Origin of the sequence: Alteromonas sp. AMM-1, from assembly GCF_047290655.1 — a bacterium.
Taxonomy (GTDB): Bacteria; Pseudomonadota; Gammaproteobacteria; order Enterobacterales; family Alteromonadaceae; genus Alteromonas; species Alteromonas mangrovi.
This window is the reverse complement of sequence record NZ_JBLBUE010000006.1, coordinates 38,830-55,536: the sequence shown is the minus strand read 5'-3', so window position 1 is coordinate 55,536 and position 16,707 is coordinate 38,830. Positions and strand designations below refer to the sequence as shown.

At 47.6% G+C, this 16,707-nt stretch carries 20 protein-coding genes; 15 read left to right on the top strand and 5 right to left on the bottom strand.

Annotation, left to right across the window (positions count from 1 at the left end; genetic code table 11):
- Positions 1-334 precede the first annotated feature (334 nt).
- From ACLR2L_RS02655 to ACLR2L_RS02595, 13 genes are all read left to right on the top strand, one after another.
- Entirely contained in the window at positions 335-1,291 is a 957-nt protein-coding gene (locus ACLR2L_RS02655; protein ID WP_413365454.1) for a calcium/sodium antiporter, read from the top strand.
- Entirely contained in the window at positions 1,291-2,268 is a 978-nt protein-coding gene (locus ACLR2L_RS02650) for a KpsF/GutQ family sugar-phosphate isomerase (RefSeq protein ID WP_413365452.1), read from the top strand. The genes ACLR2L_RS02655 and ACLR2L_RS02650 overlap by 1 nt, the downstream gene beginning before the upstream one ends.
- The gene (gene kdsC / locus ACLR2L_RS02645) at positions 2,268-2,822 is read left to right on the top strand and encodes a 3-deoxy-manno-octulosonate-8-phosphatase KdsC (protein ID WP_413365450.1); all 555 of its coding nucleotides are present in this window, start codon (positions 2,268-2,270) and stop codon (positions 2,820-2,822) included. Before ACLR2L_RS02650 ends, kdsC begins: the two co-directional genes overlap by 1 nt.
- On the top strand, positions 2,819-3,382 hold the full coding sequence (lptC, locus tag ACLR2L_RS02640) for an LPS export ABC transporter periplasmic protein LptC (protein WP_413365448.1): 564 nt from the start codon (positions 2,819-2,821) through the stop codon (positions 3,380-3,382). The genes kdsC and lptC overlap by 4 nt, the downstream gene beginning before the upstream one ends.
- A complete protein-coding gene (lptA, locus tag ACLR2L_RS02635; RefSeq protein WP_413365446.1) occupies positions 3,351-3,938 on the top strand; it encodes a lipopolysaccharide transport periplasmic protein LptA in 588 nt (195 codons plus the stop codon). Before lptC ends, lptA begins: the two co-directional genes overlap by 32 nt.
- On the top strand, positions 3,938-4,663 hold the full coding sequence (lptB, locus tag ACLR2L_RS02630) for an LPS export ABC transporter ATP-binding protein (RefSeq protein ID WP_413365444.1): 726 nt from the start codon (positions 3,938-3,940) through the stop codon (positions 4,661-4,663). The genes lptA and lptB overlap by 1 nt, the downstream gene beginning before the upstream one ends.
- Before the next feature lie 68 nt (positions 4,664-4,731).
- Positions 4,732-6,210: an RNA polymerase factor sigma-54 gene (locus ACLR2L_RS02625; protein WP_413365442.1), complete on the top strand. Its 1,479-nt coding sequence runs from the start codon at positions 4,732-4,734 to the stop codon at positions 6,208-6,210.
- Positions 6,211-6,234: 24 nt separating this feature from the next.
- The gene (gene hpf, locus ACLR2L_RS02620) at positions 6,235-6,522 is read left to right on the top strand and encodes a ribosome hibernation promoting factor (protein ID WP_140958422.1); all 288 of its coding nucleotides are present in this window, start codon (positions 6,235-6,237) and stop codon (positions 6,520-6,522) included.
- A 12-nt stretch (positions 6,523-6,534) separates the two neighbouring features.
- Entirely contained in the window at positions 6,535-6,984 is a 450-nt protein-coding gene (gene ptsN, locus ACLR2L_RS02615; RefSeq protein WP_140958423.1) for a PTS IIA-like nitrogen regulatory protein PtsN, read from the top strand.
- 30 nt (positions 6,985-7,014) lie between these two features.
- Positions 7,015-7,860 carry an RNase adapter RapZ gene (rapZ, locus tag ACLR2L_RS02610; RefSeq protein ID WP_140958424.1) on the top strand — a complete coding sequence of 282 codons (846 nt, stop codon included), beginning with the start codon at positions 7,015-7,017 and terminating at the stop codon, positions 7,858-7,860.
- Positions 7,860-8,132, top strand: coding sequence for an HPr family phosphocarrier protein (locus ACLR2L_RS02605; RefSeq protein ID WP_140958425.1), 273 nt, complete (start codon positions 7,860-7,862; stop codon positions 8,130-8,132). The genes rapZ and ACLR2L_RS02605 overlap by 1 nt, the downstream gene beginning before the upstream one ends.
- A gap of 252 nt (positions 8,133-8,384) precedes the next feature.
- Entirely contained in the window at positions 8,385-9,569 is a 1,185-nt protein-coding gene (locus tag ACLR2L_RS02600) for a pyridoxal phosphate-dependent aminotransferase (RefSeq protein ID WP_413365439.1), read from the top strand.
- A gap of 146 nt (positions 9,570-9,715) precedes the next feature.
- Positions 9,716-9,892, top strand: coding sequence for a hypothetical protein (locus ACLR2L_RS02595; protein ID WP_413365437.1), 177 nt, complete (start codon positions 9,716-9,718; stop codon positions 9,890-9,892).
- 57 nt (positions 9,893-9,949) lie between these two features.
- Here the strand turns inward: ACLR2L_RS02595 and yiaA are convergent, their stop codons facing one another.
- The 3 genes from yiaA to ACLR2L_RS02580 are packed head-to-tail and all read right to left on the bottom strand — an operon-like array spanning position 9,950 to position 11,518.
- Positions 9,950-10,339, bottom strand: a complete 390-nt coding sequence (yiaA, locus tag ACLR2L_RS02590) for an inner membrane protein YiaA (RefSeq protein ID WP_413365435.1) — start codon at positions 10,337-10,339, stop codon at positions 9,950-9,952.
- Positions 10,340-10,348: 9 nt separating this feature from the next.
- Positions 10,349-11,152, bottom strand: coding sequence for a DUF2145 domain-containing protein (locus ACLR2L_RS02585; RefSeq protein WP_413365431.1), 804 nt, complete (start codon positions 11,150-11,152; stop codon positions 10,349-10,351).
- A 21-nt stretch (positions 11,153-11,173) separates the two neighbouring features.
- Positions 11,174-11,518 carry a hypothetical protein gene (locus tag ACLR2L_RS02580; RefSeq protein WP_413365429.1) on the bottom strand — a complete coding sequence of 115 codons (345 nt, stop codon included), beginning with the start codon at positions 11,516-11,518 and terminating at the stop codon, positions 11,174-11,176.
- A 124-nt stretch (positions 11,519-11,642) separates the two neighbouring features.
- On the opposite strand from ACLR2L_RS02580, the gene ACLR2L_RS02575 reads away from it, so the two are divergent.
- The gene (locus ACLR2L_RS02575; RefSeq protein WP_140958429.1) at positions 11,643-12,374 is read left to right on the top strand and encodes a helix-turn-helix domain-containing protein; all 732 of its coding nucleotides are present in this window, start codon (positions 11,643-11,645) and stop codon (positions 12,372-12,374) included.
- On the opposite strand, the gene ACLR2L_RS02570 is transcribed toward ACLR2L_RS02575, so the two are convergent.
- Positions 12,371-14,365 (bottom strand): hypothetical protein, encoded by a 1,995-nt coding sequence (locus tag ACLR2L_RS02570; protein WP_413365427.1) that lies wholly within the window; start codon positions 14,363-14,365, stop codon positions 12,371-12,373. The genes ACLR2L_RS02575 and ACLR2L_RS02570 overlap by 4 nt on opposite strands.
- A gap of 248 nt (positions 14,366-14,613) precedes the next feature.
- Between ACLR2L_RS02570 and mgtE the strand changes: the two genes are divergently transcribed.
- Positions 14,614-15,972: a magnesium transporter gene (gene mgtE, locus ACLR2L_RS02565; RefSeq protein ID WP_140958431.1), complete on the top strand. Its 1,359-nt coding sequence runs from the start codon at positions 14,614-14,616 to the stop codon at positions 15,970-15,972.
- Here the strand turns inward: mgtE and ACLR2L_RS02560 are convergent.
- Positions 15,969-16,691, bottom strand: coding sequence for a response regulator transcription factor (locus tag ACLR2L_RS02560; RefSeq protein WP_413365425.1), 723 nt, complete (start codon positions 16,689-16,691; stop codon positions 15,969-15,971). The genes mgtE and ACLR2L_RS02560 overlap by 4 nt on opposite strands.
- Between the last annotated feature and the right edge of the window lie 16 nt (positions 16,692-16,707).

The window sequence follows — 16,707 nt, the reverse complement described above, 5'->3', positions numbered from 1 at the left end:
ACTCATTCGAAATCCTCGAATTTAGGTACTTTGCTTACCAAACCGCTAACCTGGACCGATACAATACAGTTTACCGGCAATTAAAAGTAAACCGTTAGTCTGCGTTGGGAGACAGATCCCCCTACCTTTTTATATTCAACTAAAGTCTACCACAGCAATTTCCAATTACATACATTCATGTAGGTATATATCGTAAATAGATGTAAACGATGAGTAATCTGTTGCTGTGTTCAACCATAGGACCAGCAAAAGCCAATATTTCTCCCCACCCAAGCATAGGAATACGCGCTTTTTTTTGCGAGAATACACTTTTTGGTGCATTGCAGGTTTTCGCGTGGTAACACAAATCGCAATTTTCCTGGTCGGTCTGGCGGTGCTTAGCTGGAGCGCAGACAAGTTTGTATACGGTGCTTCAGCACTGGCAAGGAACATTGGCATATCGCCCATGATGATTGGTTTAACCATTGTGGCGATGGGTTCTTCTGCACCTGAAATCGTGGTATCAGCGGTTGCCTCGTTGAGCGGTAATACAAATACGGCCGTAGGTAATGCGCTTGGTTCAAATATTACCAATATCGGTTTGGTACTGGGCATAACCGCCCTGATTAAACCGCTGCTCGTGTCATCCAGTACGCTTAAACGCGAGTTTCCGGTTCTGCTTGCCGTTAACATTATTGCGGTCTATTTTCTGTACGATGGGGAATTGAGCGCCCGCGAAGGCATTATTCTTATACTGCTGTTTATTTTTGTGCTGGCTGGCATGGCGTGGATTTCGTTGCTGGTAGAAAAAGGCGATCCACTTATCAATGAAACCTCCGATGAAATACCTTCGCAGGAAGAAACCGGCAAAGCCGTTTTATGGATTGGTGTTGGGCTGATACTGTTGCCACTGAGCGCACAATACATGGTAGATTCCGCAGTTTACATAGCACGCTATTTTGGGTTGAGCGATCTTATTATTGGCTTAACGATTATTGCCCTGGGCACCAGCCTGCCTGAATTAGCTGCCAGTGTGGCTGGCGTAATGAAAGGCGAGGATGATTTGGCACTGGGTAATGTTATCGGTTCAAACATCTTTAACTTATTGGCGGTGCTTGGTATGCCAGGGCTGATAGCGCCTGGCTTACTGGATGAAAACGCAGCAAACCGGGACGCCTTTGTTATGCTCGGCATGACATTATTATTGCTCACCTTCAGCTTTAATTTCCGGGGAACCCGGCAGATAACCCGTATCGAAGCCGGTTTATTGCTGCTTAGTTTTTTCGCCTATCAGTATTGGTTATTCGCATAATGACAACAACAAACGCTCAATTTATTGCCTCGGGTAAACAAGTAGTCGACATCGAGCTAAACGCGATAGCAGCGCTCAGTAGCAGGTTGGACGAACAATTTGCCAATGCCTGTAAACTGCTCATGCAGTGTCAGGGAAAAGTAGTGGTAAGTGGCATGGGAAAATCCGGGCACATTGGCAACAAGATTGCCGCCACCCTGGCAAGTACAGGTACGCCAGCTTTTTTTATGCACCCAGGCGAGGCCAATCACGGTGATTTGGGCATGCTGGCCTCAAACGACGTGTTGGTAGCCATCTCGAATTCAGGCGAAACAGGGGAATTACTCAACCTGTTGCCCGTAGTAAAACGCATGAATGTACCTGTGATTGCTATTACTAATCGCGCCGACAGCACACTGGGAAAATATGCAGACGTAGTACTGGACATCGGTGTCGAGCAGGAAGCCTGCTCGCTTGGCCTGGCTCCCACCACCAGCACAACGGTAACCCTGGTCCTGGGCGACGCACTGGCGGTTGCATTGCTGGATGCCAAAGGGTTTACCTCTGATGATTTTGCATTGTCACATCCTGGCGGCAGCTTGGGCAGAAAACTCTTGCTCACGGTTGATGACATTATGCTCAAAGGCGACGAAATCCCGTTAGTGCCTGTTTCGGCCACCATTACCCAGGCTCTGCTGGAAATATCCAAAAAGGGATTAGGACTTACCGGCATCGTTAATGAACACAATGAATTACTTGGCGTATTTACTGACGGCGACTTGCGACGTTTGCTGGATGCCCGGGTAGATATTCACGCCACGGCAGTGGCAAATGTGATGACTAAAGGCTGTAAAACGTCTCAGGCAGGGGAACTTGCTGTAGAAGCCCTGAATCTGATGGAAAGCTACAAAATCAGCGCATTACTGGTAGTAAACGAAAACAGACAGCCTATTGGTGCCTTTAACATGCATATGTTGTTAAAAGCCGGAGTAATTTAATGAATACCGTTGATACCCTTTATGGGCCGATAGCGTTAAAGCAATTCAAGCAGTTACGCACACTGCGATTATTGGTATGTGACGTAGACGGCGTGTTTTCCGACGGCAGAATTTATTTGGGCAATAATGGTGAAGAACTGAAGGCCTTTCACACCCGTGATGGTTACGGGATAAAAGCGCTGATTAACGCCGGTGTGGAAGTTGCTGTTATTACCGGTCGAACGTCTGCCATTGTGGCTAATCGCATGAAATCGCTCACGGTACAGCACATCATTCAGGGCGAAGAGAACAAAGCTGACGCACTGGCTGCCCTGCTTAAAAAACTCAACATCAAACCGCAGGACGTAGCCGCCATTGGCGATGATATGCCCGATACCGGCATGTTCGAACATTCTGCCGTGCATATTGCTGTTAGAGATGCCCATCCTCAGGTGATTGCGCAGGCTAACTGGGTAACCACCTTGCCAGGCGGATTTGGTGCCGTGCGGGAAGTATGCGACACCATATTGCAGGCAAAAGGCAAATTGAAAGGCATTCTTGGGGCCAGTGTATGAGCCGACTGGGATTAATTATTGCCGGCCTGTTTATTCTGGCATTAGGGCTGTATTTACCCGGCTTAATGGAAGAGCCACCCAAGCAGGTAATGGATGAAGATGCCCGTGCCCTTACGCCAACCTACCAGGCGCGCAATCTCACCACCACTATATATGACGAAGAAGGCAACCGTATTCAACAAGTCTTTTCATCGCGAATGGAACATTATCAGTTTTTAGGCTTTGTGCTCTTTCTGGCACCGCAATATACTATCTATCAGACATCGGGCGAGCCGCCATGGCAGGTAGTGGCCAGCGAAGGTACACTTTACGATAACAATATGATCCAGTTAGAAAACAACGTGGTGATTGTGAGTAAAAACCCGGACGACTTTGTACAACGGGTTGAAACCGATTATCTGGAAATAGATCTGGACAAACAGTCGATGGTATCAGAAGCTCACGTTGTGATTTCCGGACCTGAATTTACTATTCAAAGCAATGGATTAACGGCCGATTTGCTGAATAAAACTTATGAGTTAAATCAACATGTACAAACCACTTATCAGCCTGCTAACTAGTGCTGCACTAGCTGTGTTAGCAACCACTGCTTATGCAGAACAATCGGACTTTAAAAAGCCGATAGAGCTAAAAGCTGAATCACAATTCTTAGACGGTAAAAATAAAAAGTCGGTGTTTATCGACAACGTACAAATTGTACAAGGCAGCCTGAATATTCTGGCCGACCGGGTAGAAGTAGAAGCCACTGAAGGCAAAGGTAAAGAAGTGTTTTCTGCCACGGGCAAGCCTGCTATTTACCGCCAAAAGCTGGATGATGGTCGCACAGTGGAAGCCAAGGCATTTGAAATTCGCTACGAAGTAGGTAGCCGCACGATCTCGCTAACCGGCAAAGCAGAACTACTGCAAAACAGCTCTGTGGTGAAAGGTGACTCTATTGTGTACAACATGGAAAAAGAGCAACTGATCGCCAAAGGCGATGGCAGTGGCACTGGCCGTGTTACCACGGTATTCAGCACCCAAACTATTGATGCATTAAAGCAGGAAAAGCAAGATAAGCAGGACAAAAAGCCCAAGAATCCCACACCTGATACCGATGCTAAGGAAGACCAGCGCTAATGGCAGTACTCACAGCGAAACACCTGGCAAAATCCTATAAATCCCGCCAGGTGGTACGGGACGTTAGTGTTGAAGTGTCAAGCGGCCAGATTGTAGGTTTACTCGGCCCTAATGGCGCAGGTAAAACCACTACGTTTTACATGATCGTTGGATTGGTGCCACTGGACAAAGGCGACATACGCATTGGCGACATGGATCTAACCCGCCAGCCCATGCATGAACGCGCGCGCCATGGCATTGGCTATTTGCCGCAGGAAGCGTCTATTTTTCGCAAACTCAGCGTATTCGACAACATCATGGCTATTCTGCAAACGCGTAAAGATTTAAGTGCAGATGAACGCCAGAATGAAGCCGATGCCCTGCTTGATGAATTTAATATCAACCATATACGCAATAGTACAGGCATGAGTTTATCGGGTGGTGAGCGCCGTCGGGTAGAGATTGCCCGGGCTCTGGCGGCCAATCCCAAATTTATTTTGCTGGACGAACCCTTTGCAGGTGTTGACCCAATTTCGGTTAATGATATAAAGAAGATCATTCAGCATTTGCGGGATAGGGATATCGGTATATTAATTACCGACCACAACGTGCGGGAAACCCTTGATGTGTGCGAGAAAGCATACATAGTGAGCCAGGGTGAACTGATAGCCCAGGGCACCGCAGAAGAGGTTTTAAGTAATCAAAAAGTGAAGGATGTATACCTTGGTGAGCAATTCAGGCTATAGTTAAGGTAAATATGAAAAAGCTTGATGCAATACCCCATCCAATAACAGGGCGTTAAGAAAAGAAGTAGATGAAACCATCTTTACAACTCAAATTTAGTCAACAACTTACCATGACGCCGCAGTTACAGCAGGCTATTAAGCTGCTGCAACTTTCTACGCTGGATTTACAGCAGGAAATTCAGGAAGCACTAGACGCTAATCCACTGCTGGAAATAGACGAAAGTAGCGATACCGACCACTTTGAAAGAAACAACCTGGATGCCGACAACGAGGCGCAACCCAGTACCAGCAGCGACAGTATGGATACCAACGAAGCGCTGGAGAAGAACGAATTACCCGATGAACTTCCCATCGACAGCACCTGGGACGAATACTACTCAGCAGGCTCGGCCCCTGCACCGGGCCCGTCATCTAACGACGACGAACAAATTTTTCAGGGTGAAACCACCGACAACATTCAGGACCATTTGCTTTGGCAGATGCGTTTAACCCCATTCAGCGATGTAGACCGGGCTATAGCTATCGCTATCATCGACTCAATTGACGAATCAGGATATTTAACGGTTAGCCTGGACGACATTCTTCAAAGCGTAAATTCTGAAGACGATGTGGATGAGCCCATAGAAATGGACGAAGTGGAATGCGTACTGAAACGCATTCAAATGTTCGACCCGATTGGTTCTGGTTCACGGACGCCACAGGAGTGCCTTCTGGTTCAGTTAAAGCAATTTGCCGAAGATACGCCCTGGCTGAACGAAGCAAAAATGCTGATCGACGAATACGCCGACTTACTTGGCAGTAAAGATTATCGAACCCTTATGCGTAAATCGCGTCTAAAAGAGGACGATTTGCGTGAAGCCATGCGTTTGTTGCAAACACTTAACCCCCGTCCTGGCAGTGCTCTTATTACCAAAGAGCCTGAATACGTGATCCCGGATGTGTCGGTGACCAAGCGCAATGGTCGATGGATGGTAGAACTCAATCCGGATAGTTTACCGAAACTGAGCGTTAACCAGCAGTACGCGGCCATGAGTCGCCAAGCGCGTAACAGCTCAGATTCACAGTTTATCCGTTCACATATGCAGGAAGCCAAATGGTTCATTAAGAGCCTGGAATCGCGTAACGAAACGCTGATGAAAGTGGCAAACTGTATTGTGCAACAGCAACTTGGCTTTTTTGAACACGGGCCGGAAATGATGAAGCCCATGGTACTGAATGACGTGGCAGAAATGGTAGATATGCACGAGTCCACCATTTCGCGCGTGACAACACAAAAGTACATGCACACACCGCGTGGTATTTTTGAGTTGAAGTACTTCTTCTCCAGCCATGTTGCCACTGAGTCTGGCGGCGAATGTTCGTCTACAGCAATTCGTGCGTTAATTAAGAAACTGGTTGCCGCAGAAAAGCCCAGTAAACCGCTCAGCGATAGCAAGATTGCTCAATTGTTGGCTGATCAAGGCATTATGGTTGCCCGGCGGACAATAGCAAAATACCGGGAATCGCTTTCGATTCCACCGTCTAACCAACGCAAGAGCCTCATTTAGGCTGAAATATAAGGAAGACGAACTATGCAAATTAATCTTTCAGGTCATCACGTTGAGATTACCGATTCTTTGCGTAATTATGTTGAGACAAAATTTACTAAACTGGAGCGACACTTCGATCACATATCCAATGTGCATGTGATCCTGAATGTTGAAAAACTGAGTCAAAAAGCGGAAGCTACAGTGCACTTAAGCGGTGCTGAAGTGTTTGCTTCGTCTGAAGATTCCGATATGTACGCGGCGATTGATAGCATGGTAGACAAACTGGATAGACAGGTTATCAAGCACAAGGAAAAGCTCAAAAAACATTAAGTCACCAACCTTATGAATATACAAGCGTTAGTGAGCCTGGACCGCACCGAGTGTGCGGTTCAGTGCAATAGCAAGAAACGAATTCTTGAAATTATCAGTGATATCGCCGCTCAGACGAGTCCCGAAATCGACAAGGAAACAGTGCTCAGTGCATTGATGGCCAGGGAGAAAGTAGGCAGTACTGGTATTGGCAATGGTATTGCACTGCCGCACGGCAGGCTGGCAGATTTATCCAAAGTGACCGCCGTGGTGGTGACGACTACGCCCGCTATTGACTTTGACGCCATTGACGATAAGCCCGTCGATATTTTCTTTGCGATATTAGTGCCGGAAAATCAAACTCAAGGCCACTTGCAGACTTTGGCAACTATCGCAGGTAAACTCAGTCAGAAAGATATTATCAAAGCCATTCGTGGAGCCGAAACCAAAGAAGAGGTTATTGCTGCTCTCTGTGATGGTTGAACAACCGGCTAACAAGGAACTGGGCTACACATGAAACTCATCATTATCAGCGGGCGCTCTGGCTCAGGTAAATCTGTTGCGTTACGCGCACTGGAAGACCTGGGTTATTACTGTGTTGACAACATTCCGGTAAATTTGCTGCCCACGCTTACTCACACTGTAGTAGATGAATACGATCAGGTTGCGGTAAGTATTGATGTGCGTAACCTGCCAAAAGACCCGGATGAATTGGTTGAAATTCTGGATTATTTGCCCTCGTCCTGGACAATGACCATCGTGTATATTGATGCCAGCGACGATATCCTGGTTAAGCGATTCAGCGAAACACGTCGTTTGCATCCACTGGCAAAGCTTAACAAATCACTGGCCGAATCCATCCAGGCAGAGCGCGAACTGCTCGCCCCGGTTACCGAACGCGCAGATTTGTATATCGACACCGACAATCTGTCAATCCACCAGCTGGCTGAACTGATCCGCGAACGGATCCTGGGCAAAAAGAGTTCCCGTTTAGTGTTGGTGTTTGAGTCTTTCGGCTTTAAACACGGCATCCCTAAAGACGCCGATTACGTGTTCGACGCGCGCTTTTTACCCAACCCACACTGGGAGCCGGATTTGAAACATTTAACCGGTTTAGACTCTCCGGTAGAAGCATTTCTTGGATCACAACCCATCGTTACCAAGTTTATCTGGCAAATTCAGAATTTGCTGACCACCTGGTTGCCGCACCTCGAACGCAATAACCGCAGCTATGTAACTATTGCTATAGGCTGCACCGGCGGGCAACACCGCTCGGTATTTGTGGCGCAAACGTTAGCCAAACTCTTTAGTGATAAACACCCGGATGTACAAATCCGCCACCGCGAGCTCAACCGATAATGCGTATTGAAAAAACACTGACCATAGTAAACAAACTTGGCTTACATGCACGTGCTGCTACGCAATTAGTACAATTAGCGAATCAGTTTACAGCCACTATTATTGTGAAAAAGGGCGATAACGAATGTAACGCCAACAGCGTATTAGGCCTGATGATGCTTGAAAGCCACCAGGGTGAACAGGTGGATATTATTTGTGAGGGCGACCAGGCTGCAGAAGCGATGGATGCTGTAGAGTCACTCATCGTTGGACGCTTCAACGAAGACGAATAATACCCCGTCACCTGTCCGGTGTTCACCTGTGAATACCGGACATAACCCTCAAATTCCCTCCATTTTGCACAACATTTTTTAATGGCCCAACCATTAAACTGCAACTTATCCGCATTTTTTGTAAGTTTATCCTGATCTCTGCTCTGAACTGCCTATTTCATCTGATTGATTTATATAGGGGTATTGCATTGCCTGTGATTAATAATTAATCTGGATATTCCGTATACTTTATAACCCTGAACAGAGCAGCCTATGAAACGTGAAATGCAAAACTTACCACCTGTTGATTCCTCACGCCGCAAATGGCTAAAAACTGTCGGAATTGGTGCGGGTGCCGCTGCGTTGTCAGCGTGTGTGGATTCGAGTGTGAAAGAACTAAGTGCAGCGGGAATGAAAACCGATCACTTCCCGTCGGCAACACCAAATTTAAACGATGGATTAATCCGTCTTTCTTCAAATGAAAACGCGTTTGGTCCTTCTGCCAAAGCGGTAAAAGCCATGCAGGGCGAACTGTTTAACCTCTGTCGTTATGCAGATGCCACCGTGGATGTGCTGGTGAAAAAAATTGCCGCCCAGGAAGGCGTATCGGAAGATCAGATTGTAGTAACCAACGGCTCATCACCTATCCTGTTTGGCTACGCCGATTGGATCACTAAAAACGGCAATAAGCTGGTTACGTCTGTAGCGACCTACGAAGGCATTCCCCGTGGCGCCGAGTTTATGGGTGCCGACGTCACTTACGTGCCGCTCGACGCTAACATGGACTTCGATTTAGATGCCATTGAAGCTGCGGTAACCGATGACACCACTGCGGTGTATATTTGTAACCCTAACAACCCAACCGGTCGCGCGCTTGACCCAGCAAAACTCACTGCGTTTGCCAAGCGGGTTTCGCAAAAAGCCCAGGTGTTTATTGACGAAGCCTACATCGAAATGTCGGATGCCTATCCATCAAACGTTCAGTCTAAACTGGCGGCCGACGGTTACAACGTGGTTATTTGTCGTACCTTCTCGAAAATTCACGCCATGGCAGGCCAGCGCCTGGGTTACGCCATAATGCCAGCCGAACAGGCGAAGCAAATGGGTCGTGCGCTGCGCATGGGTGGTGTAAATTATCTTGGTCTGGTTGCCGGCATGGCCAGCATGGAAGATTTGGAAAACCTCAATACAATGCGCAATTACGTGAGTAAAGAGCGCGCTAAGTTAACCGCGGCAGCAGAAGCGTTGGGCCGTCCGTATGCTAAAAACCCACAGGGCAATTTTATTTACATGGACACCGGCATGCCGCATGAAGAATTCGCAACCAAAATGCGGGCATTAGGCATTAAAGTAGTAGGCCGCACCTGGCCGGGCTACGACACCTGGTCACGTATCAGTGTGGGAACACCTGAAGAAACCGATGCTTGTGTGAACGCGTTGAAAGCTGTTTACGCTTAATCAATTTAAGTAACCATGCCCCGCACCTGTTGGCGGGGCTTGATTGCTTTTTAAGATTAACGCTATCGATTAGTCCCGTTTTCTCTAATTAATATTTTCACTCATACTCCTTACATCACATTAAATGGCGTTAAGGAGACATCTCTATGAAACCAGCATTCTGGGTACTAGTCGGTTTATTTATCGCGGCCTTTGCGATCACGTTTTCACTCACATTGAGCACACCACTAAGTTTATCCATGGCAGGCGCTTTGTCATTATTTCAGGTGGGAATGTACTGGGTGTTGGCGGATCTGCAATTCAGCAGTAGTGCTGTGCAGTAGAACGGCTGACACTATTGCTCAGCCGTTCAGATTGTATGGAATTGCAACCCGGATAAATTATTCAGGCTGTATTTCGGCACTGTCGCGAACGTTTTTCTGCACTGCAATAGCGGCGAACAAACTCAGCGTATAGGCCATGCCAAAAAAGCCTTTCTCACTCAGTAACAGGTCGGCATTCACCAAACCAATCACCAGTAATGCAATGCCGGCAGCGGTAGCGGCCACGCAAGCCACCATATAAGGCTTGGTAACCATAATACCCGCCAGCTTATCGCGTATACTTTTTTGCAGAGACACTACGCCAAACAGGCCTAGCAGTAAAACGGCAAAGTAATACCCTTTTTCGTTTAACATCATAGTGGCGTTGTAAAGTCCCAGCAGGTAAGCCACCGAACCGGTTGCCAGGGCGATGGCAGAGGCAATGCTAAATGCTTTGGTTGGTTTCATAATATATCCTTATAACACAGTGATAGAGCCGTCTGACTGCATGATCACAGCCTGCTCAGATAATCCGTACTTGCTCATGTAGCGCTGTAAACTGCCGAATGTGGCCGTAGCGACTTTCCCTTTGTGATCGTTCAGCGTAACGCCATCAGAAAACATGCCACCGATCGCCAGTTTAAATCGGCTCATGTTGACAGGCTGTGGGGTAAAGTAGGCACTGTTATTCTCTTTGATCCGATCAATGTCTTCTGTTTGATAGATCGCCGCCTGTAACACATCCAGCGTATATTCGGTACAATTCTGACGATAGCGGTTGTGCGGATTGGCAACTACAGAATAGTTGGGATTATGCAATGCCAGATGCTTGCCCGACGCTATCAACGCTACCAATTTCTGTTGAATAGCAGGTGAAGGAATGATAATCCCGGCTTTCATGGCTTTTGCTGCCCAGAAGAAATCTACCGGGTAATCAACAATAATATCGCTGTGACCCGGATCCTTTGCGCGCTGGTAAAGATTGTGGATTGCATAACCTTGCACCACTTCGCCGTTATCCAGTTCAATGTTGGAATACACCGCAACGGCTACGTGCGTAAAGGTAATGCCCTCTGGTAACTCTTTTTCGGGGCGTCCCTGACGCGCAATAATAAAGGCATACGCTTGCTGCTCAGCCGCATATTGTTCAACCTGCTTTGCAAACGCAACAATGTCTTCGGCTGGAAACTGAGCTTCGCCGGTAGCCTGACTACCGGCAAAAGTGGGTTGACTCACCAACAGTGTCAGGCTGGTAATGAGTATTGCTATATAACGCATCATTCGCTCCCGCTACTGTAAGAATTAATGGTTTACAACCGTTTGTTCAACCACCACTTCCGATGGAGGCGGGTCGCGGGTAATTACCTTCGTGGTAATAACCAGGGGCTTTTTCTCACTGCTTTGATGGCTCTGGTGAACCGAATCAGCCATGCTGTCTGCAGCACTGGCTACGGTAACCACCGCAGCGGCAGTGACAATAAACGGCACGGCCACAACAGCACTGGCTACACTGGCACCAACCGACACGCCTTCAACACTCGCTAACACACTGTGTTTACTGGCCTGTGCACTGTGATCTACTGAGTCATCGGCAAAAACTGGATTGGCTAACATCACCATAACGACACTTGCTACTAACTTTTTCATAATGAATTTCCTTGTTTACAGGTTTGCTTGAATGCCTAATCAAATTAGTTTCAAGTACAAATATTGTAAACTCATAGAAAAAATGTAGTATCTTTTACCACCCAAGGTATCAAATATTAATACTATGAGCCAAATTAAGCAGCTTACTGCCACTTTAAAACAACTGCTCAGAGAGCATGAACTAACCTATCGGGATATCGCATCCGCCCTTCAGCTTAGCGAGGCCAGCATTAAGCGCTGTTTTTCACAACAGAGCTTTTCGTTAGAGCGACTTGAGCAGATTACGGAGCTAATGGGGATCACGTTAAGCGACGTGTTTATGCTGATGGCTCAGCAGCAGCAAAAAGTATCGCAGCTTTCTGCATCACAGGAACAACAACTGCTGGAAAACCCCAAGCTACTGCTTGCGGCGGTATGTGTGAGGGATGGCTGGCAATTTGATGAAATAACAACTCACTACAATATCAGCGAACACGAGGCCATTCAGTTATTCGCTAAGTTGGACCGCCTGAAACTCATTGAATTACACCCAGGCAATCGTTATCGGTTGCTCATTGCGCAGGATTTCCGGTGGATCCCTGGCGGCCCGCTTGAGCGATTTATGGAACAGGAGGTGATGGTGAAGTTCATGGCCCCCAAAAAAAACGAACCCTGGACTTTTCGCTTTTACCTGCGGGGACGTTACTCCCAATCATCCATTGAAATATTGCAGCGTCGGTTAAATCAGATCACCCGCGAAGCCGCCGAATTAAACGAAGAGGATTCTAGACTGCCCATTGCCCAGCGCACGCATATGGGGTTATTAATGGCCATGCGTCCCTGGGAGCCGTCGTTGTTTGAGGCAATGCGGCGTTAGTCGCCGACATTCACCTCGGCAACAATTGCTATCACGTCGTTTTTATAATCATCAGACACTTTGTACTCTCTGTATCCCTTGGATACGGCGTAACCCAGCGTGTACTCTTTACCCGCCAGCTCAAACAAGCCAGCTCCCTGGGCGCCATTGGGCTGGCCGGTTACAGACGCTGGCAGCGAAAGCGCGTCACCCACTTTCCAGGGCGCGCCTTTACTCACGCCTATCACTTTGCCGCTTCGTTCTACATACGCAGCAATCCGCTTGCCTTTGCTACCAGTAACCACGTCATTCAGCATGTCTCTGAACTGAGGCGCACTGTCAAATATCAGGCCAATCCCCCCTAACAGCGTGCCCTGATGCTGAACCGCCGCATTGTACACATAGGTGTGCTGGCCATGGTAGTAAGTGCCGGGTACAAATTGCGACACGCAATACTGCTGCGGGGAAAGGATGTTTTTTACCCCCTGCCAGTTCGATGTCACATCGGCAGTCTGGCCAATATGCTTGTTAAAATCAGTAGTTGAAGCAGCAACAATTCGCCCTTGTTCATCGTATAAATAGATACATGTGTAAACCGTGTAAAGGCCGTTGATGTATTTCAGAATGGCGGAGAGCGTTTGTTGAGATGGCTCAGAGCGCAAAGCAGTCGGCAGTAATTCAATGAATTTTGTGGTGAGTGCCCACCATCTGCAGTCGTTTGCCCGCTCGTATAGATTGCGATCCATGATGTCGATAGCCAGTGCTGCATCAAATCGCAAATCGTTGAAGTGTGTACTCAGTGCTGTACTCATCAATTGTTCAACGGAATCGCTGAAAATTGATTGCATTTGCCGACCAATATTGCGGATTTCCTCCAAAATAGGGATGAACTCGTCGGCATCACTTCGCGCTGCGGCGATTCGTCCATTCAGCACAACCAAATTCAGATCATCCGTAACTATTTTTGATCGCCGCTGAATACCTTTTAACGAGGGTGAAAAGCCTTTCCATCGCTCTCCTGCTTTTTCAGTGGCGGGCTGCACTTCGCGCTTTTCGCTCACAGGCACTAACGGCAGGAGGACACATCCTTGCCAACCTAGCCCCATGTATCCCTGATAGCCGCGGGTTTTCGCCCGGGTAACCAGATAGCGGTGATGATTAAGCGTGAGCATTTGGGTTTCATCGTGCAAGGTAAGCAACGTATCTTTACTTAATCGTTCGGGTTGGCTTGAAATCAATACCCTCCCCGCATTATCGAGCAGCGCAAATACCGACTCGCTGCTACTTCCCAAATCATTAAACAACACCACCATTTCATCTTCGAGTTTAAAGCTTAAACACAGTAAGCCCAGTATGCCACCGCCGTCTCGTTCTGCCGCTCTCACCGGAGCGAGAAAAAGCGAGGACAACGACTTGTTCGGGCGTAAACAAGAGTAACGGCAAATTTCGTAATAATCTTGCTTACCCTGAAACACTTCAGCAATCACCGGGTCATCGGTATTCTTTACCGGGTGCAGCATATCCAATTGGGCCTTAACTTGCCCCTTTATATCAATAAGCAGTATGTCATCATACACACTGTATTTGGCTGCATAGGCCTGAAGCCGCGCGTGCATGTCCTGCTGCTCGGTATCGCTGTAAGAAGATTTTGAAAGGAAGGCAATTAAGTCGGCGTCGGTCGCCAGAAATCCTACATCGGCAGTACGTTCGAACAGGTTTCGATTTGGAATATCCACAATGACCTGCGCAATTGCTTTATTTCTTCGATGCTGCTGTTCAAGTTGTTCGGCGAGCAGGTTTTCAATCAGCGTAGCCTGTAATTCTGCAAACTCCGCTTTGGTCTCCAGCATGTTCATCAACAAACTTTGCGGCACGTTCAAACTGTTGATTTTACCGATCAGGGCGACCTTATCCCACCAGGTGTTCAAACTGCCAAGGTTAATCTTATGCCGATTAACCGATTGAAACAGGCCAATTAAATTATTTTTGTTCTGTCGTAATAGCGCTTCCACAACCCTTCCTTCAACTTTAGTATAAGATGTTGTTTTTTATTTATTTTTATTATTCTTTTATATCAAATACCGGAGGGTAAAATTGTATAAATTATGTGAAATAAGATATTGATTAATTATTAAAATTAAACTTAACCAGCATTTATGGAATAAAAAACAAGCAATCAATTGTTTTGATCATGACAGAATAAACCTGCTGCGGTAATCTAAACACCAGCGTGCCGCGTGGCGCATTTGGGAGATGTCAGGTGGCAGAAGCTATCGAATCAAAATACGCACAGAGTCAGTTACGTGACATTAATCAGGCTTTGTCAGAAGGCCGGTTTGTCTCTGTGCGCAAAAGTCTCCACGAAATGCCGCCCTGCGATGTTGCCCATATTCTGGAATCCAGTCCAACTAAAACCCGTGATGATCTGTGGGAACTGATCGACAGTGATTTTCACGGCGACGTAATAGAAGAATTATCGGAAGATGTGCGCAACGGCATTATCGCCAAAATGATGCCAGCCAGGGTTGTAGACGCCCTTGAAGACATGGATACCGACGATTTGGCAGAAACGCTGTCGAGTCTGCCAGATGAGGTGTTACAGGACATTCTGCAATCGATGGATGCGCAGGACAGGCATCGTGCCGAGCAGGCGTTGTCTTACGGCGAAGAAACCGCCGGTTTTATAATGAATACCGACACCATCACACTCAGACCCGACGTGTCAGTAGATGTGGTGCTGCGCTACCTGCGCCTGAAAGGCGAATTACCAGAAAATACCGATACCTTTTACGTGGTAAACCGCACCGATAATTTGGTGGGAATTGTTCCGGTATCCCGTTTGCTTACTGCCGATCCGGAAGCCAAAGTATCGGAAGTGATGGATGAGGAGCCAGAAGCCATTCTGGTCAATATGCCCGACGATGAAGTGGCTGGCATGTTCGAACGTTATAACTGGCTATCAGCCCCCGTCGTTGACGACAAACACCGCTTGGTAGGTCGAATCACCATTGATGACGTAGTAGACATTATTCGTGAAGATGCTGAACACTCGATGATGAGTATGGCGGGTTTAGACGACGAAGAAGATACCTTTGCACCCGTTATGCAAAGTACCAAGCGGCGTTCGGTGTGGCTGGGTGTTAACTTACTTACCGCACTGGCGGCAGCGGCAGTGAGTGACTTATTTGAAGCAACGTTGAGCCAACTGGCAGTGCTGGCGATTCTGAATACCATTGTACCGAGCATGGGCGGTGTAGCCGGGAACCAAACGCTTACGCTGGTTATCCGAGGTATGGCGCTGGGCCATGTTAACCCGTCGAACTCCCGCTGGTTAATTTACAAGGAACTTGCCATAGGCGGCTTAAATGGCGTGATATGGGCGGTACTAATAGCCTCGGTTATCGCGCTGTGGAAACAAGATCTCACGCTGGGGCTGATCATTGCCTTTGCGATGCTGATGAACATGATTGCTGCAGCGCTATCGGGCGCCACACTGCCAATCATTATGAAGAAATTGAGAATTGACCCAGCGCTGGCAGGCAGTGTTATTCTAACCACTATTACCGATGTTGTGGGTATTTTTGCTTTTTTAGGCAGCGCTACACTGTTCTTAGTTTAAGCACTGTAGGGCAGTGCTAATGCTGTGGGCATTACACTGGATGAGTTGAATTTATAACCCACGCCCCATACCGTCTCCACCAGTTTGCTCTCCAATGGGGCTTTCTCAAGCTTACTGCGCAGGCGATTAATGTGACTATTAACCGTGTGTTCGTAGCCACTGTAATGATATCCCCATACCGACGACAGTAATTGCCCCCTCGTAAACACCTGATCAGGATGACTGGCCAGAAAATACAGTAAATCAAACTCCGTGGCGGTGAGCGACAGCTTATAGCCATTAACCGTGGCGTGATGGTAATTGTGATCGATGCGAAAACACCCGATCTGCACAGGTTGATCCTTCATCTTCAACGACGAACCCGGTGTTCTGCGTAACTGTACCCGCACGCGGGCCTGTAATTCAGCGGGATTGCAGGGATAATCCAAATAATCCTGCGCCCCTAGTTCAAGCGACAAAATCCGCTCAGCATCACAGCCTTGTTGCGCAACCACGATGACCGCCGAATTCACCGCCTTGCGCACCAGCGCTCTGAAATCATCCAGACAATTAATCAGTGGCTGGTTTAGTGCCAGCACAATAACGGGCACGTATTCATGAGTACATTTATGCAGCGCCGTTACCATATTGGTTGCGGTTGCACACTGTTCATTCACGCGTTGCAAGCAACGATGTAAATCTGAACAATGAGCAGTACCTTGATTTACTATTAGAATCATTCCGTTTCTCCGGTCT